The 24,760-nt window shown below is 73.7% G+C and carries 23 protein-coding genes; 12 read left to right on the forward strand and 11 right to left on the reverse strand.

The annotated features are described in order from the left end of the window. The first annotated feature begins 1 nt into the window (after position 1). From K4S16_RS42815 to K4S16_RS42830, 4 genes are all read left to right on the forward strand, one after another. Positions 2-1,027, forward strand: coding sequence for a peptidoglycan-binding protein (locus K4S16_RS42815; protein ID WP_149264852.1), 1,026 nt, complete (start codon positions 2-4; stop codon positions 1,025-1,027). Then, positions 1,024-1,734 carry an ABC transporter ATP-binding protein gene (locus K4S16_RS42820; RefSeq protein ID WP_149264853.1) on the forward strand — a complete coding sequence of 237 codons (711 nt, stop codon included), beginning with the start codon at positions 1,024-1,026 and terminating at the stop codon, positions 1,732-1,734. The genes K4S16_RS42815 and K4S16_RS42820 overlap by 4 nt, the downstream gene beginning before the upstream one ends. Further along, complete coding sequence (locus K4S16_RS42825; protein WP_149264854.1) at positions 1,731-2,912, forward strand: ABC transporter permease; 1,182 nt, start codon at positions 1,731-1,733, stop codon at positions 2,910-2,912. The genes K4S16_RS42820 and K4S16_RS42825 overlap by 4 nt, the downstream gene beginning before the upstream one ends. Positions 2,913-2,991: 79 nt before the next feature. Next, positions 2,992-3,354: a hypothetical protein gene (locus K4S16_RS42830; RefSeq protein WP_149264855.1), complete on the forward strand. Its 363-nt coding sequence runs from the start codon at positions 2,992-2,994 to the stop codon at positions 3,352-3,354. Between the two features lie 6 nt (positions 3,355-3,360). Here the strand turns inward: K4S16_RS42830 and efeU are convergent, their stop codons facing one another. The 4 genes from efeU to K4S16_RS42850 all read right to left on the reverse strand — a co-directional run bounded on the left by efeU (position 3,361) and on the right by K4S16_RS42850 (position 6,675). Beyond that, positions 3,361-4,224, reverse strand: coding sequence for an iron uptake transporter permease EfeU (efeU, locus tag K4S16_RS42835; protein WP_149264856.1), 864 nt, complete (start codon positions 4,222-4,224; stop codon positions 3,361-3,363). A gap of 91 nt (positions 4,225-4,315) precedes the next feature. Next, positions 4,316-5,515: a ribonuclease D gene (locus K4S16_RS42840; protein WP_200842457.1), complete on the reverse strand. Its 1,200-nt coding sequence runs from the start codon at positions 5,513-5,515 to the stop codon at positions 4,316-4,318. Between the two features lie 220 nt (positions 5,516-5,735). Continuing rightward, positions 5,736-6,302, reverse strand: a complete 567-nt coding sequence (locus K4S16_RS42845) for a DUF3000 domain-containing protein (RefSeq protein WP_149264857.1) — start codon at positions 6,300-6,302, stop codon at positions 5,736-5,738. Positions 6,303-6,462: 160 nt separating this feature from the next. Next, complete coding sequence (locus K4S16_RS42850; protein WP_200842454.1) at positions 6,463-6,675, reverse strand: hypothetical protein; 213 nt, start codon at positions 6,673-6,675, stop codon at positions 6,463-6,465. A 226-nt stretch (positions 6,676-6,901) separates the two neighbouring features. Here K4S16_RS42850 and hemE point away from each other — a divergent pair, with 226 nt between their 5' ends. After that, entirely contained in the window at positions 6,902-7,918 is a 1,017-nt protein-coding gene (gene hemE / locus K4S16_RS42855; protein ID WP_200842458.1) for a uroporphyrinogen decarboxylase, read from the forward strand. Here hemE and K4S16_RS42860 read toward each other — a convergent pair. Both K4S16_RS42860 and K4S16_RS42865 read right to left on the reverse strand, forming a co-directional pair. After that, entirely contained in the window at positions 7,915-8,889 is a 975-nt protein-coding gene (locus K4S16_RS42860) for a DUF4349 domain-containing protein (RefSeq protein WP_149264860.1), read from the reverse strand. The genes hemE and K4S16_RS42860 overlap by 4 nt on opposite strands. 97 nt (positions 8,890-8,986) lie before the next feature. Further along, on the reverse strand, positions 8,987-10,102 hold the full coding sequence (locus K4S16_RS42865) for a hypothetical protein (RefSeq protein WP_149264861.1): 1,116 nt from the start codon (positions 10,100-10,102) through the stop codon (positions 8,987-8,989). Positions 10,103-10,231: 129 nt separating this feature from the next. On the opposite strand from K4S16_RS42865, the gene hemG reads away from it, so the two are divergent. The 3 genes from hemG to K4S16_RS42880 are packed head-to-tail and all read left to right on the forward strand — an operon-like array spanning position 10,232 to position 12,996. Further along, a complete protein-coding gene (gene hemG / locus K4S16_RS42870; RefSeq protein WP_149264862.1) occupies positions 10,232-11,665 on the forward strand; it encodes a protoporphyrinogen oxidase in 1,434 nt (477 codons plus the stop codon). Beyond that, a complete protein-coding gene (hemQ, locus tag K4S16_RS42875) occupies positions 11,662-12,360 on the forward strand; it encodes a hydrogen peroxide-dependent heme synthase (protein WP_149264863.1) in 699 nt (232 codons plus the stop codon). The genes hemG and hemQ overlap by 4 nt, the downstream gene beginning before the upstream one ends. Positions 12,361-12,420: 60 nt before the next feature. Then, positions 12,421-12,996, forward strand: coding sequence for a hypothetical protein (locus tag K4S16_RS42880; protein WP_149264864.1), 576 nt, complete (start codon positions 12,421-12,423; stop codon positions 12,994-12,996). Here the strand turns inward: K4S16_RS42880 and K4S16_RS42885 are convergent. Next, on the reverse strand, positions 12,993-13,649 hold the full coding sequence (locus tag K4S16_RS42885; protein ID WP_305790883.1) for a TIGR04222 domain-containing membrane protein: 657 nt from the start codon (positions 13,647-13,649) through the stop codon (positions 12,993-12,995). The genes K4S16_RS42880 and K4S16_RS42885 overlap by 4 nt on opposite strands. A 45-nt stretch (positions 13,650-13,694) precedes the next feature. Next, entirely contained in the window at positions 13,695-14,096 is a 402-nt protein-coding gene (gene msrB / locus K4S16_RS42890) for a peptide-methionine (R)-S-oxide reductase MsrB (protein ID WP_149264866.1), read from the reverse strand. Positions 14,097-14,160: 64 nt separating this feature from the next. On the opposite strand from msrB, the gene K4S16_RS42895 reads away from it, so the two are divergent. Further along, positions 14,161-15,246, forward strand: coding sequence for a DNA polymerase domain-containing protein (locus tag K4S16_RS42895; protein ID WP_149264867.1), 1,086 nt, complete (start codon positions 14,161-14,163; stop codon positions 15,244-15,246). 72 nt (positions 15,247-15,318) lie between these two features. Here K4S16_RS42895 and K4S16_RS42900 read toward each other — a convergent pair whose 3' ends face one another. Continuing rightward, complete coding sequence (locus tag K4S16_RS42900; RefSeq protein WP_149264868.1) at positions 15,319-17,253, reverse strand: Xaa-Pro dipeptidyl-peptidase; 1,935 nt, start codon at positions 17,251-17,253, stop codon at positions 15,319-15,321. A 249-nt stretch (positions 17,254-17,502) separates the two neighbouring features. Between K4S16_RS42900 and K4S16_RS42905 the strand changes: the two genes are divergently transcribed. Next, entirely contained in the window at positions 17,503-17,700 is a 198-nt protein-coding gene (locus K4S16_RS42905) for a DUF4236 domain-containing protein (RefSeq protein ID WP_149264869.1), read from the forward strand. Here K4S16_RS42905 and leuA read toward each other — a convergent pair. Further along, the gene (gene leuA, locus K4S16_RS42910; protein WP_149264892.1) at positions 17,687-19,363 is read right to left on the reverse strand and encodes a 2-isopropylmalate synthase; all 1,677 of its coding nucleotides are present in this window, start codon (positions 19,361-19,363) and stop codon (positions 17,687-17,689) included. The two genes, K4S16_RS42905 and leuA, sit on opposite strands and share 14 nt — an antisense overlap. A gap of 307 nt (positions 19,364-19,670) precedes the next feature. Between leuA and K4S16_RS42915 the strand changes: the two genes are divergently transcribed. Next, positions 19,671-20,366, forward strand: coding sequence for a FadR/GntR family transcriptional regulator (locus tag K4S16_RS42915; protein WP_149264870.1), 696 nt, complete (start codon positions 19,671-19,673; stop codon positions 20,364-20,366). On the opposite strand, the gene K4S16_RS42920 is transcribed toward K4S16_RS42915, so the two are convergent. Then, positions 20,349-22,760 carry an ATP-binding domain-containing protein gene (locus K4S16_RS42920; RefSeq protein WP_149264871.1) on the reverse strand — a complete coding sequence of 804 codons (2,412 nt, stop codon included), beginning with the start codon at positions 22,758-22,760 and terminating at the stop codon, positions 20,349-20,351. The genes K4S16_RS42915 and K4S16_RS42920 overlap by 18 nt on opposite strands. A gap of 217 nt (positions 22,761-22,977) precedes the next feature. Between K4S16_RS42920 and K4S16_RS42925 the strand changes: the two genes are divergently transcribed. Then, positions 22,978-24,669, forward strand: a complete 1,692-nt coding sequence (locus tag K4S16_RS42925) for an alkaline phosphatase (protein ID WP_149264872.1) — start codon at positions 22,978-22,980, stop codon at positions 24,667-24,669. Positions 24,670-24,760: the final 91 nt, after the last annotated feature.

A 24,760-nucleotide genomic window follows, 5' to 3' on the forward strand; every position in this document is an offset into this window, starting at 1 on the left:
CGTGGTCGCCGGAGGGGTCGCCGTCGTCGTGGTGGTGGGCGGCGGCGCCCTGGTGTGGGACCGGGACGGGAGCCAGGCGCAGGGGGCGCAGGCCCCGCTGGCGACGGCGGTGGTGAGTCGGGGCGATCTCGTGGATACCGAGAAGGTGGACGGGAAGCTCACCTACGACGGTGTCCGGGACGTGTGGACGGGGGCGTCCGGCGTCGTGACCTGGGTGCCGGCGGAGGGCGCGACCGTGGGGCGTGGGGAGACGCTTCTCTCGGTCGCGGGCAAGCCTGTGACGCTGATGTACGGCGGCAGGCCCATGTACCGGACGCTGCGGAGCGGTTCCTCTGGCAAGGACGTCCGGCAGCTGGAGGAGAACCTGCGGGCTCTCGGGTACGGCGGCCTGACCGTGGACGAGGAGTTCACCGGAGCTACGGAGGCCGCCGTCGAGGAGTGGCAGGACGATCGGGGGCTCAACGAAACGGGGACGGTCGACCCTGGTCAGGTCGTGTTCCTCAGCGGGGCCGTGCGGGTCCGGGAGGTCAAGGCGCCCGAGGGGAAGCGGGCCGTCCAGGGGCAGCCCGTCCTGACGGTCGCCGGGACGAAACGGGTCGTGCACGTCGATCTGGACGCCGACAAGCAGGATCTCGCGAAGAAGGGCGCGGGGGTGACGGTGGAGCTGCCCGGCGGGGCGACCGTGAAGGGGAAGATCAGCAAGGTCGGCGGCGTCGCCGAGACGACCGGGTCGGGGCAGGACCAGAAGACCACGGTCGGGGTCGACATCTCGCTCGGGAACGCCAAGACGGGGCGGCTGGACGAGGCGCCGGTCAGCGTCGAGCTGGAGAGCGAGCGGCGCGAAGGGGTGCTGTCGGTGCCGGTCGAGGCGCTGCTCGCGCTGCGGGAGGGCGGCTTCGGCGTCGAGGTCGCCGACGGGTCGAGGCGCCTGCTGCCCGTGAGGGTCGGGGCGTTCGGCGGCGGACGCGTCGAGGTCTCCGGGAGCGGGCTCCGCGAGGGCATGAAGGTCGGGGTGCCCGCCGAATGAAGGGCTTCGACGACAGGGGCGCGAACATCGTGGAGCTGGCCGGGGTGGCCAAGGAGTACGCGGGCGGCGTCGCGGCGCTGCGGGGCGTCGACCTGGTGATCGCGCCGGGGGAGCGGGCGGCGATCGTCGGGCCGTCCGGGTCGGGCAAGTCGACGCTGCTGCACATGATCGGGACGCTGGACCGGCCGACCCGGGGCAGCGTGCGGGTCGCCGGGCACGAGGTCGCGGAGCTCGCGGACCGGGAGCTGTCGGCGCTGCGGGCGCGGCACATCGGGTTCGTGTTCCAGCAGTTCCACCTGGCCGCGGGGGTGAGCGCCCTCGACAACGTCGCCGACGGGCTCCTCTACAGCGGGGTCGGGCTGCGGGAGCGGCGGGAGCGGGCGCGGGCGGCGCTCGAACGCGTCGGGCTGGGGGAGCGGGCGGGGCACCGGCCGCACCAGCTGTCGGGCGGCGAGCAGCAGCGGGTCGCGGTCGCGCGGGCGGTCGTGGGCGAGCCCGACCTGCTGCTCGCGGACGAGCCGACCGGCAACCTCGACTCCGCCGCGGGAGCCGGCGTGCTCGCGCTGCTGGACGAGCTGAACCGCGCGGGCACCACCGTCGTGGTCATCACGCATGACGCGGAGGTCGCGGCCCGTGCGCCGCGCCGGGTCCGGATCCGGGACGGCGAGATCGTCGCGGACGAGCGGGCGGGGGTGGGGAGCCGATGAGGCCCGCGCGGCTCGGCGCGGGCGACGTCCTGCGCGTGGGGCTCGGCGGGCTCAGGGCCCGGCCCGCGCGGGTCGTGCTGTCGGCCCTCGGCATCGCGATCGGCATCGCGACGATGGTCGCCGTCATCGGGATCTCCTCCTCCAGCAGGGAGGACCTCATGCAGCGGCTCGACCGGCTCGGCACCAACCTGCTGACGGCCAAGCCGGGGGACACCCTGTTCGGCGAGAAGGCGGAGCTGCCCGAGACGGCCCCGGAGATGGTGCGCCGGATCGCGCCGGTCACGGCGGTCGGTGCGACCGGGTCGGTGGAGGCCACCGTCCGCCGCACCGACAGGATCCCGGAGGAGGTCACGCAGGGCATCGCCGTGCAGGCCGCCACGAGCGGGCTGCTCGGCACCCTGGACGTGGCGCCGGCGAGCGGGCGCCGGCTCGACGCGGCCACCGAAGGGCGTCCCGTCGTGGTGCTCGGCTCGGAGGCGGCGCGGCGGCTCGGCCTGGACCGGGCGGGCGGGCAGGTGTGGATCGGCGGCCGGTGGTTCGTCGTCCTCGGCGTGCTGCGGCCCGCGGAGCTGGCGCCGGAGATCGACCGCTCCGCCCTCGTCGGCTGGGACGCCGCGCGCCGCTACCTCGGCTTCGACGGGCACCCCACGACGATCTACGAGCGGTCCACGGACGCCTCCGTCGACGACGTCCGCGACGTCCTCGCCCGGACGGTCAACCCCGAGCGCCCCGAGGAGGTCGAGGTCAGCCGCCCCTCCGACGCGCTGGAGGCGCGGGCCGCGGCGTCCGGCGCGTTCACCGGGCTGCTGCTCGGGCTCGGCGCCGTCGCGCTGCTGGTCGGCGGGGTCGGGGTCGCCAACACGATGGTGATCTCGGTGCTGGAGCGGCGCCGCGAGATCGGGCTGCGCCGGTCGCTCGGGGCCACCCGCGGCCAGATCCGCCTCCAGTTCGTCGCCGAGTCGCTGCTGCTGTCGGCGTTCGGGGGCGCGGCCGGGGTCGTGCTCGGCGCGGCGGTGACGACCGGGTTCGCGCTGTGGAAGGGGTGGCCGCCGGTCGTGCCGGTCTGGGCGCTCGGCGGCGCGCTCGCCGCGACCCTGGCGATCGGGACGGTCGCCGGCCTGTACCCGGCGATGCGGGCGGCGCGGCTGCCGCCGACGGCGGCGCTGGCGACCGCGTGAAGTCTGGTCACGATCCGGCACATCGGTGCATGATTGGGGCGGCGACGTCGACCCGCCTGGGGGAGGTGCCACAACCGCCATGCCGGTGCCACGCCCGCTCCGCGAGCGCTGCAGGGAGTTCCTCGGAATCGACGATGAGATCCGCTACATCTTCCCCGCGATGACCTACGGCGGCGGCGCCGGGTTCATCTTCGTCGTCACCGGCGACCAGGTCGCGGTGATCTCCACCGGCTCGCTGAGCCGCAGCACCCCGAAGAGCATCTGGGGCAGCTACCCGCGCGGCACGAGGATCGGGCCGGTGGAGACGGGCGTCGGCGCGTCGTTCGAGTTCGCGGGCGCCGTGTTCGAGCTGGACGACGAGTACGTCCCGGTCGTCAACGCCGCCGACGCGGAGATCTTCGCCCGGGACAGCCTGCCCCGCGACCCGCTGCCCGACCTCTGACCTGCGTCAGGACGTCGGCGCCGGCTCGGTGGCCTTGGCCGGGGCGGGCTTGGACGGCGACGGGCTGCGCAGGAACAGCACCATCACCGGCACCAGGTAGAGCGCCCACATGACCAGCTGGAGCCAGGTGATCTGCGGGGTGACGTTGAGGACGCCCTGGAAGACGGTCTGCATCCAGTCGCCGGCGCCGCCGAACTTGGCGAAGAAGGCGTGCGGCTCCAGCGCGACCGAGTTGATGCCGGGGAACACCTCCGCCTCCTGCAGGTCGTGGAAGCCGTAGCCGAACACGCCGGCGGCGACGACGATGAGCGCGGCGCCCGTCCAGGTGAAGAACCGCTTCAGGTTGATCTTGAGACCGCCGCGGTACAGCAGGTAGCCGAGCGCGACGGCGACGGCGAGGCCGAGGACCGCCCCGATGATCGGCTCGGTGGACCCGCTGGAGGAGTTGGAGATGTTCGTCCACAGGAACAGCGCGGTCTCCAGCCCCTCGCGCCCGACCGCGAGGAACGCGACGGCGGCGAGGGCGAGCGGCCCGACGTCGAGCGCGCCCTCCAGCCGGCCTTCCAGTTCGGCCTTCATGAACCGGGCGGTCTTGCGCATCCAGAAGACCATCCAGGTGACCAGGCCCACCGCGATGATCGACAGGATGCCGCCGAAGAGCTCCTGGGTCTTGAACTGCATCTCCGACGACGCGGCGCTCAGCGCGATCCCGAAGCCGCACGCCAGGACGACGGCGGCGCCGATGCCCGTCCAGACGGGCAGCAGGGCCTGGCGGTTGCCGGTCTTCACCAGGTACGCGATCAGGATGCTCACGACCAAGGCGGCCTCGAGCCCCTCACGCAGGCCGATGAGGAAGTTGCCCAGTAGCATCGACGCACTCCTCGGGGATCGCACGGGCTTGTTTAGGCAAAGCTAACCTAAGCCAGTGTGTGCCCGGTGACCGCCCCCGTGCAAGTGCCGACTAAAGCTCGCCCTTGCTTTCGAGGCGGAGGAACGCCTTGGCGATCGGCTGGGCGATGAGCCCCACCTGCCAGTCGCGGGCGCCGAGGCCGCGCAGGGCGGCGCCGATCGCGGACGCCGACGACTCCGCCGGCGGCGTCCAGGCCAGCCGGCGGACGTAGTCGGGCTGCACGAGGTTCTCCGACGGCATCGAGTGCTCGTCGGCGAGCGCGGCGACGACGGCGCGGGCGGCGGTGAGCCGCTTGGCGGCCTCCGGGTCGCGGTCGGCCCAGCGGTGCGCGGGCGGCGGCCCGTCGCCGGGCAGGTTGGACGCCGGCAGCCCGCGCTCGCCGAGCTCACGGGCCCGGGTGACGGCGCGCAGCCACGCCGACTGGTGCCGGCGGGCGCCGCGGCCCCGCATCGTCGGCAGGGCCTGGAGCTCGGCGGGGGTCTTCGGGGCCTTCTGCGCCAGCTCGATGATCGCGGCGTCCTGGAGCACCCGGCCGGGGGACAGGTCCCGCTCGCGGGCGATCTTGTCGCGCGCCTCCCAGAGCTCGCGGACGGTGGCGAGCGCCCGCCGGTTGCGCACCCGGTGGATGCCGGACGTGCGGCGCCACGGGTCGGCGCGCGGCGGCTTCGGCGGCGTGGTCAGGATGGCGGCGAACTCCTCCAGCGCCCACTCCAGCTTGCCCGCCGCCTCCAGCTCCTCCTGGAGGACGTCGCGCAGCTCGACCAGCAGCTCGACGTCCAGCGCGGCGTAGCGCAGCCAGTCCTCGGGGAGGGGGCGGGTCGACCAGTCGGCGGCCGAGTAGCCCTTCTCCAGCACGAAGCCGAGCACGTTCTCGACCATGGAGCCGAGGCCGACCCGCGGGTAGCCGAGCAGCCGCCCGGCCAGCTCGGTGTCGAAGAGCCGGCGCGGCACGAGGCCGACTTCGGCCAGGCACGGCAGGTCCTGGTTGGCGGCGTGCAGCACCATCTCGGTGTCGGCGAGCGCGGCGTCCAGCGCGGACAGGTCGGGGAGGGCGACCGGGTCGATCAGCGCGGTGCCGGCGCCGGCGCGGCGCATCTGGATCAGGTAGGCGCGCTGCCCGTAGCGGTAGCCGGAGGCGCGCTCGGCGTCGACCGCGACCGGGCCGGTGCCCGCGGCGAACGCCGCGATGACGCGGTCCAGGTCGGCGGCGGTGGTGAGCACCGGCGGGACGCCCTCGCGCGGCTCCAGCAGCGGGACGGCGGGGGGACCGGTGTCGGCCTCCGTGCTCGTCTGGCCGAGGCCGGGCCCGGCCGTCCCGGGAACTGTCCCGGTAGGGGTCGCCGCCGTGTTCTCCGCACCGGCGCCCTGCTCGGGACCGGTCGCGCGCGTTTCGGACACTCCCACTTCTTCCGTGTTCTCCCCCGCCGTCTCGGTTTCGGACGCTGTGCTCACGCCCCCTACCGTACGTCGCTCAGCCGCCCCCGCCGCCCGGACGGTCCGGCAGCGCGGCGACGCCGGTCGGCGGCAGCCCCGCCGTGGTGCACATCACCTCGCACCAGGCCAGCACGTGGGCGGTCAGATCCTCCCCCGTGGGGGACCACGAGGCCCGCAGCTCCAGCTCCGTGGTGGACGGCTCGTCGCGCTTGTCGCCGAAGCTCTCCGACACCGCGCGGGTGATCGTCCCGGACACCGCGGCGTAGCCGGCGGGCTCCAGGGCCTCGAGCAGCCAGTCCCACGCGACGGAGCCGATCAGCTCGTCGGCGGCGATCTCGGGCTCCAGGTCGGCGCGGATGTAGGCGACGACGCGGAAGCCGTTCGTCCAGCCGGGGCGGCCTTCGGGGTCGTACAGCACGATGAGGCGGCCCATGGCGACCTCGGTGTCGTCGTCGCGGTAGACGCTGCCGGACATGGCCGCCGCGTAAGGCGCGAGGCTCTGCGGGGCGGGCATGTCCTCGAGGTCGAGCTCCGGCCGGAAGGCGGGCCCGTCGAGGATCTCGCGCAGCGTGTCGACGGCCCGCTGGAAGGCAGGTGGGTTCATGGGTGGACCGGCCTGATCGCGGGGGAGTGACGGGTCGCGGGGGGCTGGCTCGGCGGGCTCGGGTCGGTGCTGCTGGGATGTGCCGCCGCAGGGGGCGACGGGAGGGCGCGGAGGGGACACAGGCACGGCACAGGTGGTTTCGTTTCGGGGGCCGGGCCGTTCAGGCCACGGCCCGCACGGTGGCGGCGCGGCCGGGCGCCGGGGCGGTCTCGGAGGTCCGGCCGGGGGCCGGGGCGGCGGCGCCGGGCGGCAGGCCGACCAGGACGGCGGAGCCGCAGTCGACGCAGGCCCGCTCGGGGCACTCCTCGCCGTGCCCGTCCTCGCACGGCGGCAGCTCGAACTCGCGTTCATCACCGCAGGTGAAGCAGTACAAGGGGGAACCTCCCTCGGCTATGACACGCATCACGTTCGCACGCGCCGGTGACAGAATGCGGGACTTCGCTCGGCGTGTCCGGAAGTTCGTTGCGCCTCACCCGCCACTCCGGTGCTCCCCCATCCGCTTTTCGTGGGACCATCACAACGTGACCGCTGACGCAGCCCGTTCGAACGACCACCCTGCGCGCACGCCCGACAACGGCGGCCTCGCCGAGAGCCCCTTCCTGCTGGCCTGCCGCCGCCGGCCGGTGCCGCACACGCCCGTGTGGTTCATGCGCCAGGCGGGCCGCTCGCTGCCGGAGTACCTGCGGGTCCGCGAGGGCGTTCCGATGCTGGAGTCGTGCACCCGCCCGGACATGGTCGTGGAGATCACGATGCAGCCGGTGCGGCGGTACGCGGTGGACGCGGCGATCTTCTACAGCGACATCATGGTGCCGCTCAGGGCCGTCGGCGTCGACCTCGACATCAAGCCCGGCGTCGGGCCGGTCATCGCCGATCCTATCCGGGACGCGGCGGGCCTGGACGCCCTGCGCCCCCTCGTCCCCGACGACGTCCCGTACGTGACCGAGGCCGTCGAGGGCCTGGTCGGCGAGCTGGGCGGCACGCCGCTGATCGGTTTCGCGGGGGGCCCGTTCACGCTCGCCTCGTATCTGATCGAGGGCGGCCCGTCCAAGAACCACGAGCGCACCAAGGCGATGATGTACGGCGAGCCGGAGCTGTGGGACCGGCTCATGGAGCGGCTGGCCGACCTCACGATCGCGTTCCTGAAGGTGCAGATCGCGGCCGGCGCGAGCGCCGTGCAGGTCTTCGACTCCTGGGTGGGCGCGGTCGCCGCGCAGGACTACCGCGAGTCCGTCCTGCCGCACGCCCGCCGCATCTTCGCCGAGATCGAGCCGCTCGGCGTCCCGCGCATCCACTTCGGCGTCGGGACGGGCGAACTGCTCGGCCTGATGGGCGAGGCCGGGGCCGACGTCGTCGGCGTCGACTGGCGGGTGCCGCTCGACGAGGCCGTCAGCCGCGTCGAGCCGGGCAAGGCGCTGCAGGGCAACCTCGACCCGGCGATCCTCTTCGCGCCGTGGGAGACCGTGGAGCGCCGGGCCCGCGACGTGCTGGCCCGCGGCCGCACGGCCGAGGGGCACATCTTCAACCTGGGCCACGGCGTCCTGCCGTCCATCGATCCGGACGTGCTGGCTCGCCTCGCGGACCTCGTCCACGAGGCGAGCACCGAGGACCCGCGCTAGGCGGGCGGCCGGGGCCCTTCCGGGGGCTCCTCGCCCGCGCCGACCGCGGCCTTCGCGTTCTCCGGCTCCGGGGTCTTCCCCGGCTCCGGCGCGGCGTCGTCCGCGGCGCGGGCGCGCCGCCGCCGGAGGGCCAGGAGCGGGAGCCCGACCACGGCGGCCGTGACGAGGAACGGCAGCAGCCAGCCCAGCACGGCGGCGACGCCGCCGACGAACGCGGTGAACGCGTGCCAGCCGCTCTGGAGCCCGCCGACGAACCCGCCGCGCGGCTCGTCCTTCTCGGGCGGCGGGGCCTTGGTCACGACGGTCACGGTCACCGTCGCGAACTGCGTGCGGTTGGCAAGCGCCTTCTGGCGCGCCTGGAGCGCCTCCAGGTCGGCCTCCCGCTGGGAGATCTCCTGCTCGATGCTCATGATCTCGCTGACGGAGCCCGCCCGGTCGAGCAGCTTGCGGAACGTCTCCAGCGTGGCCTTCGCGGACCGCACCCGCGCGTCGACGTCGGCGACCTCGCCGGTGACGTCCTCGGCCTCCTGGCTGAGCGACAGCTTGGTGCCGAGCTCGGTGCCGAGCCGGCCGAGCACCTCGGCGTACCGCTCGCTCGGGATCTTGAGCGCGATCTCCGAGCGGGCGGGCTCGCTCGACGTCGACTCCCGTTCGACGTAGCCGCCCGCCGCGGCGACCAGCTGCTTGGCCTTGGCGGCGGCGGCCTCCACGTTCCCGGCCCTGACCCGCAGGGCGGCGGTGTGGACGACCTCGCGCCCGGTCGGCAGCGGCGCCTGCGCCCGCTGCTTGGCGCCGCCCTGGGGGGCGCCCTCCGCGCGCTGGGCGCCGCCCGGGAGGGCCGGCGCCGTGGCCGCGCTCCGCGGCGCGGAGTCCGACGCCCCGGACGAGTGGTCGCCGCCCCCGCAGGCGGCCACGATCCCGGCCATCGGCAGGACGACCAGTGCGCAGGTGATGCTCCTGACGTTCCGCATGCGGCTTGGACGATGTGCCGCATATCACCGTTCCTCGGGACGGATCGCGATCCGGGCACGAAGCGGGCACGCGCCGATCACGGGTCGCCGGTGCCGGTCAGGGGCCGTCGGTGAGGACGACGGGCCCGCCGATGTCGACGGTTCCGAGCGTCCACAGGGCGCCCGTGCCGGGGACGACGGCGAGCGCGCTCGCGTAGAAGTTCTTCCGGTTCGGCACGGCGGTGGCCGGGACCCGCTCCCAGGTCCCGCCGCTGTAGCGGATCAGGCCCGGCTTCGCCGGCTCGTCGAGCGAGTGCCCGATGGCCCACAGCGTCCCGTCTCCGCCTTCGGCGATCCTGGTGAGCGCGTTGAGACCGGGCGGGGTCGTGACGCCCGTCCAGGCCGTGCCGTCCCAGTGCATCAGGACGGGCGTGGCCGGGGACGTGCGGTAGCTGATGCCGGTGGCCCAGGCGTCGGTGGGGGAGAGGGCGAGCATGTCGGTGAAGCCGGTCCCCGGCACGGGCTCGTGCACGGGGACGGTCTGCCAGGACCGCCCGTCCCAGTGCCGCGCCGCGAGCGTCTCGTCGGTCGCGGACGCGGTGCCGAGCACCCAGATGTCGTCGTCCGCCCGGATGTAGGACGTGTGCTGCCGGATGTCCGGGAGCGTGGTGATGAGCGCCCAGGTGTCGCCCGTCCGGCGGTAGAAGCCGGTGTCGGTCGCGACCCGGACGCCGCCGGCGCTCGCCTGGAGGTTCGCGCTGCGGGCTCCGGACGGCAGCGCCACCTGCTCGAACCGGGAGCCGGTGAAGTGCGCCGCGTAGGGGACCGGCGCCCCGCCGCCCGAGCCGTACTTCGGGCCGCTGATCCACACGTCCTCGGGGGCGACCGCGTCGACGTCGGTGATGGTGCCGCGGCTGGACAGGCCCTGGAGGTCGTACTCGACCCAGCTCCCGCCCTTCCAGCGCCGGACGACGGGATTGCCGGGGATGCTCTGCCCGGTCCCGGGGATCGGGCCGGGGATCACCAGTTCTCCCTGGTTCCCGGCGATCCAGACGCTGTCGGGCGAGGCGGCGGCGACGTCGTAGAGGCTGTTGTTCGGCCAGAAGAACGGCAGCGGGACCGGCGTGAAGTCGCCGCGTTCGGCGGCCGAGGCGGGGGTGGCCGCCCCGCCGATCGCGAGCGCGCCGGCCGCGAGGACCGCCGCGGCCCGGGTGGAGGTCGTCCGAGGGATCATGTCTGCCAGTATTCACTGGCGAGGTTCGGAGATCTTGTCATCTCGGCGACAAAAACCCGCGCGGCGCGAGTGCCGCAGTTCACGTCGACCCGGTGCGCGATCCGGCGGGGCGTCTGGGAGGCTGGAGGCATGACCACGTCCCATGCGGTTGTCGTCGGGGGCGGCATCGCGGGCCTCGCCGCCGCGCGCGTGCTCGTCCGGGAGGGCGTCCGGGTGACGGTCCTGGAGGGGTCCCCCCTGATCGGCGGGAAGCTGCGGGTCAGCGAGATCGCCGGGATCCCGGTGGACGAGGGCGCCGAGTCGATGCTCGCCCGCCGTCCCGAGGGACTCGACCTCGTGCGCGACCTCGGCCGCTCCGGCGACCTCGTGAACCCCGGCACCACATCCTCGGGCATCCTCAGCCGCGGCGCGGTGCGGCCGATCCCGTCCGGCCAGGTCATGGGCGTGCCGTCCGATCTGAAGGCGCTCGCCGCCTCGCACGTGCTCTCGCCCGCCGGGCTGGCGCGCGTGCCCCTCGACCTCGTGCTGCCGGAGACCCCGCGGGGCGCGGACGTGTCCGTCGCCGACTACATCGGCGCCCGCCTCGGCGCCGAGGTCGTCGACCGGCTCGTCGAGCCGCTGCTCGGCGGGGTCTACGCGGGCCGGGCCGAGCTGCTGTCGTTCGAGTCCACGCTGCCCGCCGTCGCCGCCGCCGCGCGCACCCACCGGTCTTTGATCCACGCCGTCCAGGGCATCAGGGACGCCGCGCCGCAGAACCCCGGCCCGGTGTTCGCCACGCTGCCGGACGGGCTCGGCACGCTCCCGCACCTGGTCGCCGCCGACATCGCCGAGGCCGGGGGGACGATCAGGACCGGGGCCATGGTCCGCGGGCTGCGCCGCCGCGAGGACGGCTGGCGGCTCACCGTGGGCCCGGCCCGCGACCCCGAGCACCTCGACGCCGACGCGGTGGTCGTGGCGGTCCCGGCGGCCCCGGCGGCCCGGCTGCTGGAGCCGGACGTCCCCGCCGCGGCGCGCGAGCTGGCCGGCATCGAGTACGCCAGCATGGCGATCATCACCCTCGCCTACCGGGCCACCGCGTTCCCGCGGCTCCCGGAGGGCAGCGGCTACCTCGTCCCGAACGTGGAGTGCGACACCGCCCGCGGCGGGCGCGGGGTCAAGGCCGTCACGTTCAGCTCGCTGAAATGGCCGCACCTGCGCGACCGCGACCCGGGCGTCATCGCGGTGCGCTGCTCCATCGGGCGGTACGGCGAGGAGCACACGCTCCAGCGGACCGACGAGGAGCTCACAGCGACCGCCATGGCCGAGCTCGCCGCGACGTCCGGCGTCACCGAGCTGCCGATCGAGACCCGGGTGACCCGGTGGGGCGGCGGCCTTCCCCAGTACAACGTGGGCCACGCCGACCGCGTGGCCAAGGTCCGGGCCGCGGTCGCCGGCGCGCCGGGGCTGGCCGTCGCGGGCGCCGCCTACGACGGCCTCGGCATCCCCGCGTGCATCGCCACCGCGCGCGCGGCGGCGATCCGGGTGCTGGACCATTTGCGCAGTCGAGAAGGAGTTGGACCATGACGGAGCAGGCGGCCAAGCCGAAGGCGCGCGAACTCAACAACGTGATCCGCTACACCATGTGGTCGGTGTTCCGGGTCGCGAACCCCGGGACGGTAGGCGAGCGGGAGGCGGCGGAGGTCCAGGACCTCCTCGACCAGGCCGCCCAGAAGGACGTCACCACGCGCGGCGCCTACGACGTCGCCGGCCTGCGCGCGGACGCCGACTACATGTTCTGGTGGCACGCGCCCACCTCCGACGACCTCCAGGAGGTCTACACCCGGTTCCGGCGGACGGCGCTGGGCCGGGCGAGCGAGCCGGTGTGGTCGCAGATGGCGCTGCACCGCCCGGCGGAGTTCAACAAGAGCCACATCCCCGCGTTCCTCGCCGACGAGGAGCCGCGCGCCTACGTGTGCGTGTACCCGTTCGTCCGCTCGTACGAGTGGTACCTGCTGCCGGACGACGAACGCCGCGCGATGCTCGCCGAGCACGGGAAGATGGCCCGCGACTACCCCGACGTCCGGGCCAACACGGTGTCGTCGTTCGCGCTCGGCGACTACGAGTGGATGCTGGCGTTCGAGGCCGACGAGCTCCACCGCATCGTCGACCTGATGCGGCACCTGCGGGGCGCGAGGGCGCGCCTGCACACCCGCGAGGAGGTGCCTTTCTACACAGGTCGCCGCAAGCCGGTCGCCGAGCTGGTCGCCGGGCTGGCCTAGCGGGGCTCATCACGCCGAATCGTGCGTCGGGCGGGGGCGGCCGGCAGTAAAGTGCCGTCCGTGACCAAGTCTCCCGCCCGGCACGCCCGCGGCCGGCACGCCCGGCCGCCGTCCGAGTTCACGGTCCGCCTGCACCGCATGACCGCGTCCCTGGCCGGCTCCCGCCGCCGCCGGGCGGCCGCCGCCGGCACGCTGACCGCGGCCGCCGCGGTGCTCGCGGCCGCCGCGCTGGCGCTGCCCGGCGGCTCGCACCCCGCCCCCCGCGCCGCCGTGGCCGCCCGCACGGGCGCCGCCCCCTCGCCGCACGAGCGTGTCGCGGCCGCCGGTGACCCGGACGAGATCACCGACGCGGTGCCCTACTTCGAGACCAAGGACCCCGGCAAGAAGGTCGTCAAGCACGTCACCGACGTCCGCCGCAGCGGCAGCTTCGTGCGCGTCTACACCGACCTCGGGGAGTCCGACGAGAACTCCGAGCCGGCCATCGACCTGTGCAAGTGGACGACCCAGTTCCTCAAGGACGGCGGCGACGACGAGCCGCGGGTCTTCGTCCACGGCAAGAGCGACGACAACGGCAGCGTCGTCCTCGCCAACAAGCAGAGCGACAAGGACGACTGCGGCGTCTCCGAGACCCCCTAGTAGGGGCCAGGGCCGTTGCCCCAGGTGTCCCAGGCATTCCAGGCGTAGCCCGAGTACTTCGTCTCGGACAGGGGGCTCGGTTCGGGGCCGCGCCTGACCCCGTTCAGGGCCCAGTCGTAGGGCAGGTCGAGCGGCTTGGGGTTGTCCATCTCCATGACCTGGCGGAGCTTGGCGTCCTCCACCGCGGCGGTGCCCAGCGCGGCGAGCCTGGTGACCGCGTCCGGCGCGGCGCCCTTCAGCGCGCCGAGCCCGGACGGAGCGCCGGACTCGGCGTGCGCGCGGAGCCTGCGCCGGGCCGCCCTCCCCTTGCGCGTCCTCCGTAGTTTGCCGCGGAACCCCCTGCGCAGGAGGCCCCTCTCGACCAGCCCGCCCGCGATGGCGGCCATCTCATCGGATTCGGCGACCGCGTCCAGGACGTAGCCGAGCTGGAAGCCGGTGTCGGGGACCTCTTCGAGAAGCGCGGCCTGGATCTTGTCGTCCGCCTCCCGCTTGACGACGGTCACGCGGCGCGTGCCCCGCGAGACCCGCACCCGGCGCCCCTCGTAGAGGGTGAGCAAAGCGCACTGGGCGGCGCGGGTGGGACCGCCGCAGAGTAAGGCGATCTCGTAGGGGGTGAACTCGTCCACGGCGACTCCCCGGGGGCTGACCGTCACTGCTGTGGGCGTCAATGTGACGCGTCAGGGCCCGGGGAGGTTGCGTCATTCGGCGGGTTCGAGGGTGAGCGAGATCGAGTTGATGCAGTAGCGGTCGTCGGTCGGGGTGTCGTAGCCCTCGCCGTGGAAGACGTGGCCCAGGTGCGAGTCGCACACCGCGCAGCGGACCTCGGTGCGGACCATGCCGAGCGAGCGGTCCTCGATCAGCGTGACCGCGTCGGAGTCGGACGGCGCGAAGAACGACGGCCACCCGCAGTGGCTCTCGAACTTGGTCTCGGACCGGAACAGCTCCGTGCCGCACGCGCGGCACCGGTACACCCCGACGGTCTTGGTGTCGGTGTACTCGCCGGTGAAGGGCTTCTCGGTGCCCGCCTCACGCAGCACGTGGAACTCCTCGGGGCTGAGCTGCGCCCGCCACTCGTCCTCACTCTTGCGGATCTTCTCCATGCTTCGACGGTACCCGGCGCGTCCGCCCGGGAGGACTGTCGTGGCCGTGGGTTAACGTGCGGTTATGGCCTCGCCCTACATCGAGATCCCGGTCGGGGATCGGCTCGTCAAGGTGACCAATCCTGACAAGGTCTATTTCCCCGAGCACGGCTACACCAAGCGGCAGCTCGTGGAGTACTACCTGGCCGTGGGGGAGGGGATCCTGCGCGCCACCCGCGACCGCCCGACGACGCTGGAACGCTGGCCCGCGGGGGTCTTCGAGGGCGCCAGGATGGCCACCCGCGAGGACTACGCGCGCGGCCAGGCGGGCATGGGCGCCGGCAAGTCCGACGCGTTCTACCAGAAGCGCATCCCGAAGGGCGCGCCCGACTGGGTGCGGACCGCGCGGATCGCCTTCCCCAGCGGGCGCTCGGCCGACGAGGTCTGCCCGACCGAGGTCGCCGTGATCGCCTGGGCGGCCAACCTCGGGACGCTGACCTTCCACCCGTGGCCCGTCCGCAAGGGCGACGTCGACCATCCCGACGAGCTGCGCATCGACCTCGACCCGCAGCCCGGCACCGACTTCTCCGACGCCGTCCGGGTGGCGCTCGGCCCGGCCCGCGACCTGCTGTCGGAGCTGGGCTGCACCGGGTACGTGAAGACGTCCGGCAAGGGCGGGGTGCACATCTACGTCCGCATCGAGCCCCGCTGGACGTTCACCGAGGTCCGCAGGGCCGCGCTCGCGTTCGGCCGCGAGGTGGAGCGCCGCGCCCCCGCCGAGGTCACCACGAAGTGGTGGAAGGAGGAGCGGGGGGAGCAGATCTTCATCGACTTCAACCAGAACGCGCGCGACCGCACGATCGCCTCGGCGTACAGCGTCCGGCCGGCCCCGCACGCCCCGGTCTCGGCGCCGGTGACCTGGGAGGAGCTGCCCGACGTCGACCCGCGCGACTTCACCATCGCCACGATGCCCGCGCGCTTCAAGGAGCTGGGCGACCTGCACGCCTCGATCGACGACGCGTCCTTCTCACTCGACGCCCTGCTCGACATGGCCGACCGCGACGAGAAGGACCACGGCCTCGGCGACATGCCGTACCCGCCGAACTACCCGAAGATGCCCGGCGAGCCCAAGCGCGTCCAGCCCAGCAAGGACACCGACAACCACGCCTGAAGCCGGGCGCCCCAAGCGTGCGGCCCGCCGCCCCGGAAGGGACGGCGGGCCGGTCCGCCTCGGTGAGGGCCGTCAGTAGAGCTTGCGCTCCTGGACGGGGAGGGTGACCCTGGCCGGGCCGCGCCAGGTCTCGGCGGGCCGCGGCGGCGCGACGAGGGCGGTCACGTCGTCCTCGGCCGCGACGACCGGGACGCTGACGGAGCTGCCGCGCAGGTCCACCGTCACCTGGGCGCCCGTCGGCGTCTCGGTGTTGTAGTCGGCGTCCGTCCCGGCGAGGACGAGCGCCAGCCGGTGGCCCTTCTTCAGCAGGTACTCCTGGCTGAGCGTCTGCCAGCGGACGCCGTAGTAGCGGCCGGGCTCCAGCGGCGACGGGTTGCTCAGCGACCGGTCGTTCTGTGCGTCGAGCCAGCCGCGGGCGACCACGTTCACCGGCGAGGTCACGGTTCTGACCTCGGTCTGCTTGTAGCAGGCGTCGTCGGAGGGCGTGCTCTCACCGTGGCAGTCCTCGGTGGTCAGCGTCCGGATGCCGGAGCCCGGGCCGAGGTAGTCCACGCGGGTGTCGTCGCCGTAGTCGACCAGCAGCGCCGTCAGGTTCGACGTGGGCCGGTCCAGCTTGATCTTCAGGCGCGCGTCGGGGGTGCCGGACAGGCGCCCGGTCCGCGGCAGCGGGGCCGACACGAACGCGGTCCGGTAGGGCCGCGCCGCCGTCGGGTCGGCGACCATGTCGTCCTCGGGGTAGCCCGCGCCCTGCGGGCCCGCGGCGTCGGTGAAGGCGGCGGTCGCGCCCGCCGCGGCCGGCTTCAGGCCGAGGGAGCCGTCCGTGCCGGGGCGCAGCACGACGTTCCGCGCGTCCCGGGACGGCCAGTCAGGCTGGGTGATCCACTGGTCCGGGCCGATCTCGATGTCGGCGCGCGGCTGCCGCATGATGTCGTTGGGGATCCGCTGCAGCTCGTGGTCGAACCACTTGTGCAGGGCCGCCACCCAGGCGTCGCGCCGGGTGTCGAACGGGTCGACGTGGCCGCGCTGGCTCAGCCACACCTTGCGCTGCACGCCGCGCTTCGCGAGGGCCTTCCACCATTCGGCGAAGTGGTTGTCCTTCACGTTCAGGTCGTTGACGCCGTGGGTGGCGAAGATGCTCGCGCGCACGCGGGAGGCGCGGGCGATCGTCCCGTCCCGGTAGTCGGCGGTCTTCCAGTAGGCGTTGTAGTTGCCGGTCGCGTCGTCCTCGCCCTTGTCGAGGTCGGCGAAGACCGCGGCGCACTTCTCGGGCGGGTCGGTGTCGACGTAGTCCGCGAGCCACGGCTGCTCGTCGGTCCAGTACTTCACGCCGTTCATCCGGCTGTAGTCGTACCAGCTGCTGATCGCCGAGATCGGGACGATCGTCTCCAGCCCCTCGACACCGGTCGCCGCCACGCCGTTGGCGAGCGTCCCGTCGTAGGACTTGCCGATCATGCCGGTGCGGCCGGTCGTCCAGGTCGCCTTCACGGGGCTGCCGTCCGGCCGGTACGCCCGGGCCCGCCCGTTGAGCCAGTCGACCACGGCCTTGCCGCCGAGGACGTCGGTCGGGCCGCCGCTGACCGGGCAGCCGTCGGAGCGGGTCGTGCCGACCATGTCCACCGCGAGGAACGCGTAGCCGCGCGGCACGAAGTAGTTGTCGTAGTACAGCGGGAACTTCACCGGGTTCCCGGCCGCGTCGTAGGTCTTGCGCTCGCTCTCGTTGCCGCGCCCGGCGTTGTCGTAGTAGGGGCTCTCGTCCATGATCACCGGCACCTTGAGACCGTGCTCGGTCTCCTTCGGCCGGATGATGTCCACGTTGACGCGGTCCTTCTTGCCGTCCCGGTCGCTGTCCACGCTCGACTCGACGTAGACGTGCTCCCGGACGGCGTCCTTGTAGGAGAAGACGGGCTGGGTGACCCCGTCCTTCACCACGATCTTGGGGGACGTCCCCGCCAGCGCCGTCGCGCCGCCGCCCGCGCCGGCCAGCGCCGCGCCGGTCAGCACGGCCACCGCCGCGGTCCGCCGGGTTCGTCTCAGGGATCGCCTGGCCAACCCGCACCTCCGAATATGGAAATGATCTCCGACGGGCCACAGGCTCCCTGTCCGCGGGCCGCGGGTAAAGGGCGGCGCACGACGAAGTCGGTCCGGATTTGGTCACGTCCTGCCGTTGCCTCGACGCTGATGTCCGTATTGCCCTTTATGGATGTCCGGGAACGGGTGGCGGGGATGCCCGGCGTGCCGACCGGGCATCCCCGCCGCATGGGTTGGAGCTATCGCAAGTCACTCAAGATGGGCCCGTTCCGCCTCAACTTCTCCAAGAAGGGCGTCGGGCACAGCGTCGGGGCGCGCGGCGCCCGCTACACCAGGGGGGCGGACGGGCGCCGGCAGATGACGCTGCGCATCCCCGGAACCGGCCTGACGTGGAGACGGTCCCTGAAGTCGTCTAACCGCTCTTAGCGCGGTTGACCGCCGACAGGACGGCCTCCACGGACGCGGTGAGCACGGACGTGTCGCGCCCCGCGCCCCAGCGGGTCACGCCGTCCACGCGGCACTCGGCGTAGGCGACGGCCATGGCGCCCTGCCCGGCCTCGGTCGCGTGCTCGGCGTACTGCAGGACGTCCACCTTGATCCCGGCGGACGCGAGCGCGCCGGTCAGCGCGTCCAGCGGGCCGTTGCCGGTGCCGGTGTGCTCGCGCTCGTCGCCGTCGACCCGGACGACGCCCGTGAAGTCGTGCCGCGCGGGGCCGGTGTGGGAGGTCCGCCAGCCGGTCACGCGGACCGGTCCCGGCCGGTCCAGGTACTCGGCGCGGAACAGCTCCCACAGCTCGGCCGCCGTGACCTCCTCGCCGCTGCCGTCCGTCGCCCGCTGCACGACCTGGGAGAACTCGATCTGCAGGCGGCGCGGCAGGTCGAGGCCGTACCCCGTCCGCAGCAGGTAGGAGACGCCGCCCTTCCCCGACTGGCTGTTGACGCGGATGACCGCCTCGTACCCGCGCCCGACGTCGGCCGGGTCGATCGGCAGGTACGGGACCTCCCACGGCAGCCGCTCCGGCGGCACGCCCCGCTCGCCGGCGAGGCGCGCGTGCCGGGCCATGCCCTTGCCGATCGCGTCCTGGTGGGTGCCGGAGAACGCGGTGTACACCAGGTCGCCGCCGTACGGGTGGCGCTCGTGGACGGGGAGCCGGTTGCAGTGCTCGACCGTCCGCCGGATCTCGTCGATGTCGGAGAGGTCGATCCGGGGGTCGACGCCCTGGGCGTGCAGGTTCAGCGCCAGCGTGACCAGGTCGACGTTCCCCGTCCGCTCCCCGTTGCCGAACAGGCAGCCCTCGACCCGCTGCGCGCCGGCCAGCATCGCCAGTTCCGCGCACGCGACGCCCGTCCCGCGGTCGTTGTGCGGGTGGACCGACAGGATGACCGCGTCGCGCCGGGCGAGGTTGCGGTGCATGTACTCGATCTGGTCGGCGTACACGTTCGGGGTGGCGATCTCGACGGTGGCGGGCAGGTTGAGGATCACCGGGCGGTCGCGCGAGGCGTCCCACAGCGCGGTGACCGCGTCGCAGACCTCCAGCGCGTAGTCCGGCTCGGTGACGTTGAACGTCTCGGGGGAGAACTCGAACCGCACGCCGGGCCCGGCGAGCCGTGCCACGTCGGCCGCGCCGTCCAGGATCAGCCGCCGCACCCCGTCCCGGTCGGATCCGAGGACGACGTCCCGCCATACCGGCCCCGTCGCCGTGTACAGATGGACGACCGCCCTGGGCAGCCCTTCTATGGAGGCGAACGTCCGCTCGATCAGTTCCCTGCGCGCGGGCGTGAACACCACGGGCGTCACGTCGTCCGGGACGCCGGCCTCGGCCAGGTGGCGGACGAAGTCGAAGTCGGTCCGGCTGGCCGAGGGGTAGCCGACCTCGATCTCCTTGAAGCCCATGGTCACGAGCAGGTCGAACATGCGGCGCTTGCGGGCGGTGTCCATGGGCTCGGCCAGCGCCTGGTTGCCGTCCCGGAGGTCGACCGGCACCCACAGGGGCGCGCTCTCGATGCGCCTGGACGGCCAGCCGCGCTCGACGTCCGGCACGGGCGAGGGCACGCGCTCGTGGGCGGACCGGTACCGGTGGGACGGCATGGAGCTGCCGCGCTGGGGGTTCCAGAAGGGCGCGCCGTCCGCCACCGGGCCGGTCGGGGTGCGCAGGGTCGGGAATCGCGTGTCTTCGTTCAGTCGCGTGTCTGTGTTCACGGGCCTGTTCCGTTCGATCGCCGGACGACCGGCAGCACCGGACCCCGCGGCGGGGTGCCGGTCCGGATCAGGCCCCGCCGCGGCGACCGAGGAGAAGGCCCTGCCACGACACGCCGCCCACCCAACCACACCTCAGCTCCTCAGACAAGCTGAGGTGGCCTACCCTGGAGGCCCGCCACCGTCCCGGAGGACCCCGATGCCGCTCGGCCCGCTCCGTCCCAGCCCGCTCGTCGAGCAGGCCGCCCAGCGCCTGCGCGACCAGATCTCCGGCGGGGCATGGCCGGTCGGGACGCGGCTCCCCGGCGAGACGACGCTGGCCAAGGAACTCGGCGTGGGCCGCTCCACCGTCCGCGAGGCCCTGCGCGCCCTGGCCGGAGCCGGTCTCGTCCAGGCCCGCCAGGGCGCGGGCGTCTTCGTCATCGCGACGGAGCCGGCCGAGGACTGGCCCGCCCGGCTCCGCCGCGCCTCCGTCGCCGAGGTCTACGAGATCCGCGAGATGCTGGAGGTCCGCGCCGCCGAGCTGGCCGCCGAGCGCCGCACCTCCGGCGACCTCGCCGACCTCGACCGGGCGCTCGCGGCCCGCGACGCGGCCCTCGACGGCCGCGCCGTCGAGGGGTTCATCGACGCCGACATCGCCCTGCACACCGCCGTCATCGCCGCCGCGCACAACCCGGTCCTCGCCGACCTCTTCGCCGGGTTCGTCCCGGTCCTGCGCGACGGCCTGCTCGACCTCGCCGCCCTGGTCGACGTCCGCGCGTCCGACGCCGCGCACGGCCGGGCCGCCCACGCCGCCCTGGTCGAGGCGATCCGCGCCCAGGACCCGGCGGCGGCGAGCGACGTCGTCAGGGCCGAGCTCGGCAGGACCCTGACCGGCCTACTCCAGAGCCGATAGCAGGGGCGGCAGGTCCCCGTCGTGGACGACGGTCAGGCGGCGGGTGGCCCTCGTGAGCGAGACGTAGAGGTCCTGGCCGCCCTTGGCGGACTCGCCGAGGATGCCGGACGGGTCGACGACCACGACCGAGTCGAACTCCAGGCCCTTGGCCTCCTCGGCGGTCAGGACGACGACGGGCGAGTCGAGCGCCTCGGGGGTGGCGCCGACCGCGGCGTCCGGGAGGGCCCGCAGGACCTCGGCGTGGCGCGCCGCCGAGGAGATGACGGCGAGGCGGCCCTCCTTGAAGGCGCCCCCGATGTCCTCTCCGCCCGTCACGAGGACCAGCTCCGAGCGGACCAGGGACGGCAGCTCGTCGATCGGCAGCGCGAGTGCGGCCGGCGGCGGCCCGTCGTCGCGGACGGGTTCGGGCGGCGTCTGGTCCGGGGCGACGGCGGCCAGGACGTCCGCGGCGACCTTCATGATGGCGGCCGGGGTGCGGTAGTTGACCATGAGCCGCTGCTCGCGCCACCGCCCCGGGACGTAGCGGTCGAGCATCTGGCCCCACGACGCCGCGCCCGCGGCGCTGCCGGTCTGGGCGATGTCCCCGACGACCGTGAGGGAGCGCGTCGGGACGCGGCGCATCACGGTCCGCCAGGCCATCTCCGAGAGCTCCTGCGCCTCGTCCACGATGACGTGGCCGTAGGCCCATTCGCGGTCGGCCATGGCGCGCTGGGCGGTGGTGAGGCGCGGGCCGCCGTCGTTGTGGCGCTCGGCCAGCTCGCTCGCGGAGATCAGATCGCTGGCCAGGATCATCTCGGCGCCGTCGGTCGTCTGCATGACCTCGCGGGCGTAGCGCTCCTCCTCGGCGAGCTTGGCTTGCGCCGCGCGCTCCCGTGCCTTGTCGGCGGAGTCGTCCTTGCCGAGGAGCTCGGCGGCCTCGTCCAGGAGGGGCACGTCCGGGACCGTCCAGGGCGAGCCGGGCGGGCGGTGCAGGAGCGTCCACTCGTCGGGGGAGAGGCCGGCCTCGGTGCCCACGCGCGCGAGGGCTTCGGGGGAGGCGTAGAGGTCGGTGAAGAGCCGCTCGGGGGTCAGGTCGGGCCAGAGTTCGTCCAGGGCGGACCTGACCGCCGGGTCCTGCCAGAGGGCCTCCTTGGCCAGGCGGAGGTCGGTCTCGTCCAGGAGGGGTTCGTCCTCGGCCTCGTCGATGAGCTCTTGGAGCCAGCCGGGCAGCCCACCGGAGCGGGCCATCTCCTCAAGGGGCTCGTCCATGATGCGGTCGAACTGCTCGGCCCGGTTGACGGCGAGCGCCTCCAGCATGTCGTGGACGAACCGGCGCCGCTGCACGTTGTGCGGTGCGCGCAGGGCCCGGGCGCGTTCCCGGACCTGTTCGCACTTCTCGGTCTCCACGATCAGGGTGAGGCCGTCGACCTCGACGTGCAGCCCGCCGGCGGGGACGCGCTGCCGGTCGTGGACGGCGGCCTTCACGAAGTCGGCCATGCGGAGCCCGCCCTTGACGACGGCGGCCTCGGGGGTCTCGGCGGCCGTCGCCTTGAGCCCCGGGTACAGCTCGCCGACCGTGGCCAGGGCGACGTCCGTCTCACCCAGGCCGGGCAGCACCTGCTCGATGTAGCGCAGGAACGTGGCGTTCGGCCCCACGATGAGGACGCCGCGCCGCTCCAGGACGTCGCGGTGCGTGTAGAGGAGGTACGCGGCCCGGTGCAGGGCGGCGACCGTCTTGCCGGTGCCGGGACCGCCCTGGACGACCAGCACCCCCTGGAGGCCGGAGCGGATGACGAGGTCCTGCTCCTCCTGGATGGTCGCGACGACGTCGCTCATCCGGCCCGTCCTGCCGCGGCGGAGGGTGGCCAGCAGGGCGGCCTCGCCGACGATGCCGCCGCGCTCGGACTCCTCCAGGCCCTCCAGGTCGAACACCTCGTCGTCCAGCCGGACGACCTCGCGGTGGCGCAGGTGCAGGTGGCGGCGGCGCGCGAGCGTGCCGGGCGCCCCCGGCGTGGCGGTGTAGAACGGCCGGGCCGCGGCGGCGCGCCAGTCGATCAGGAGGGGCTCGTGGTCCTCGTCGCGCAGGCCGATGCGGCCGATGTAGAAGGTGTCGCCCGGCCCGTCGGCGTCCGCGCGGTGGTCGATGCGGCCGAAGCACAGGCCGTGCTCGACGGCGTTCAGCCGGACGAGGCGCCGGGCCGCCTCGTCGGTGGCGATGGCGCTCTCCACCCGTGCCTGGAACGCCGCGCCGCCGCCCGCCGCCGGGCCCTCGCGCAGCGCGGCCGCGGCCTTGTCCCGCTCGGCGTCGAGGCGCGCGTACACGCCGGACACGTACTCCTGCTCGACCTGCACGGCGGTCCGCGTCGCTTTTTCTTCCCGTTCCGGGTTGACAGCGCCCGCTTGACGAAGTCCCATGCCTGGACTACACTCCTATTCGTAGGGTGGAGTATCTGTATGCGCTTTTGCGACTCCGGAGTCTAGCACCCTTCCGCGGGTCCGCGTGATCTTCTAGTTCCGCCCAAAAGATCGTCTTTGTTGTGGCGGGTGTCATCCGCGCGGTACCCCCTGGTCATCGATCTTCGTGAGGCTTTCCGGCGAGCACTGCCGGACCCCTCCGAAAGGTCACTCCTCCATGGCCGACTCCGCCCGCCCGCTGAACCGGCGCGCCTTCCTCGCCACCAGCGGGCTCGCCACCAGCGGACTCCTCACCGCCGCCGCCGTGACCGGCGTGCCCGGCACCGCCCTGGCCGCCCCGCGGTCGCGCGCCCTGCCCTCCGACCCGTTCACGCTGGGCGTCGCCTCCGGCGACCCCGAGCCCGACGGCTTCGTCCTCTGGACCCGCCTGGCCCTGGACCCGCACGCCGAGGACGGCCTCGGCGGCATGCCCGCCCGGACCGTCCCCGTCCGCTGGGAGGTCTCCTCCGACCCCCGGTTCCGCCGCATCGACCGGCGCGGGACCGCCGCCGCCCGCCCCGAGGGCGCCCACTCCGTCCACGTCGAGCTGGGCGGCCTGCGCCCCGGCCGCGAGTACTGGTACCGCTTCCGCGTGGACGGCCACATCTCCCCGGTCGGGCGGACGCGCACCGCCCCCCACCCGGCCGTCTTCGGTCCGGCGCTCGCCATGGCGTTCGTGTCGTGCTCCCAGTTCGAGCACGGCTACTTCACGGCGTACCGGCGGCTCGCCGAGGAGCACCCCGACCTCGTCCTGCACCTGGGCGACTACCAGTACGAGTACAAGAAGGGCGTCTACAAGATCCCGGGCGGCAACGTCCGCGACCACGAGGGCCCCGAGACGGTCACGCTGGCCGACTACCGGCTGCGGCACGCCCAGTACAAGTCCGACCGCGACCTGCAGGCCGCGCACGAGGCCGCGCCCTGGCTCGTCGTGTTCGACGACCACGAGGTCGAGAACAACTGGGCCGGCTACATCCCCGAGGCGAACTCCGACACGCCCTCCTACGAGAGCTTCCGCGCCCGCCGCGCCGCCGCGTTCCAGGCCTACTACGAGAACATGCCGCTGCGCCGCCGGTCCGTCCCCGCGGGCCCCGACATGCAGCTCTACCGGCGGATCCGGTGGGGGCGGCTCGCCAACTTCCACATGCTCGACACCCGACAGTTCCGCGACGACCAGGGCTGCGGCGACGGCTACAAGGACTGCCCCGAGGCCGTCGACCCGAAGCGCTCGATCACCGGGGACCGGCAGGAGCAGTGGCTGCTCGACGGCTTCCGCCGCTCCGACGCCCGCTGGGACGTCCTCGGCCAGCAGGTGTTCTTCGCCCAGCGCGACAACACCGCCGGGCCCGTCAAGAAGACCTCGATGGACGCCTGGGACGGCTACGTCGCCTCCCGCGACCGGATCACCAAGGGCTGGCTGGACGCCGGGGTCCGCAACCCCGTCGTGCTCACCGGCGACGTCCACGCCCACTGGGCGAGCGACCTGAAGGCCGACTACGACGACCCCGGCTCCAGGACGGTCGGCGCGGAGCTGGTGTGCACGTCGATCACCAGCACCGGCGACGGCGCCGACTCCGACCCCGCCGCGCACCCCTTCCTCAAGATCAACCCGCACCTGCGCTTCTACAACAACCAGCGCGGGTACGTGATGACGACGATCGGCAAGGAGGAGATGAAGGCCGACTTCAAGACCCTCCCGACCGTCCGGACCCCGGGCGCCGCGATCTCCACCAAGGCGACGTTCGTCATCGAGGACCGCGTCCCCGGCGTCAACCAGACGTACCTGCGCCCGTACGTGTCGGCCAAGATGGCGGCGCGGCCGGACGAGGAAGTGATCCGGCAGACCGTCCAGAACGAGACCCAGCCCTGACGGGCGGACGGCCGGGACGCCCCCCGACGGAGCGGGGCGTCCCGGCCGGGGCCCGGTGCCGGACGCGGTTCGGCGCCGGGCCCGCCCGCAC

The organism is Actinomadura sp. K4S16 (assembly GCF_008327685.1).
GTDB lineage: Bacteria > Actinomycetota > Actinomycetes > Streptosporangiales > Streptosporangiaceae > Spirillospora.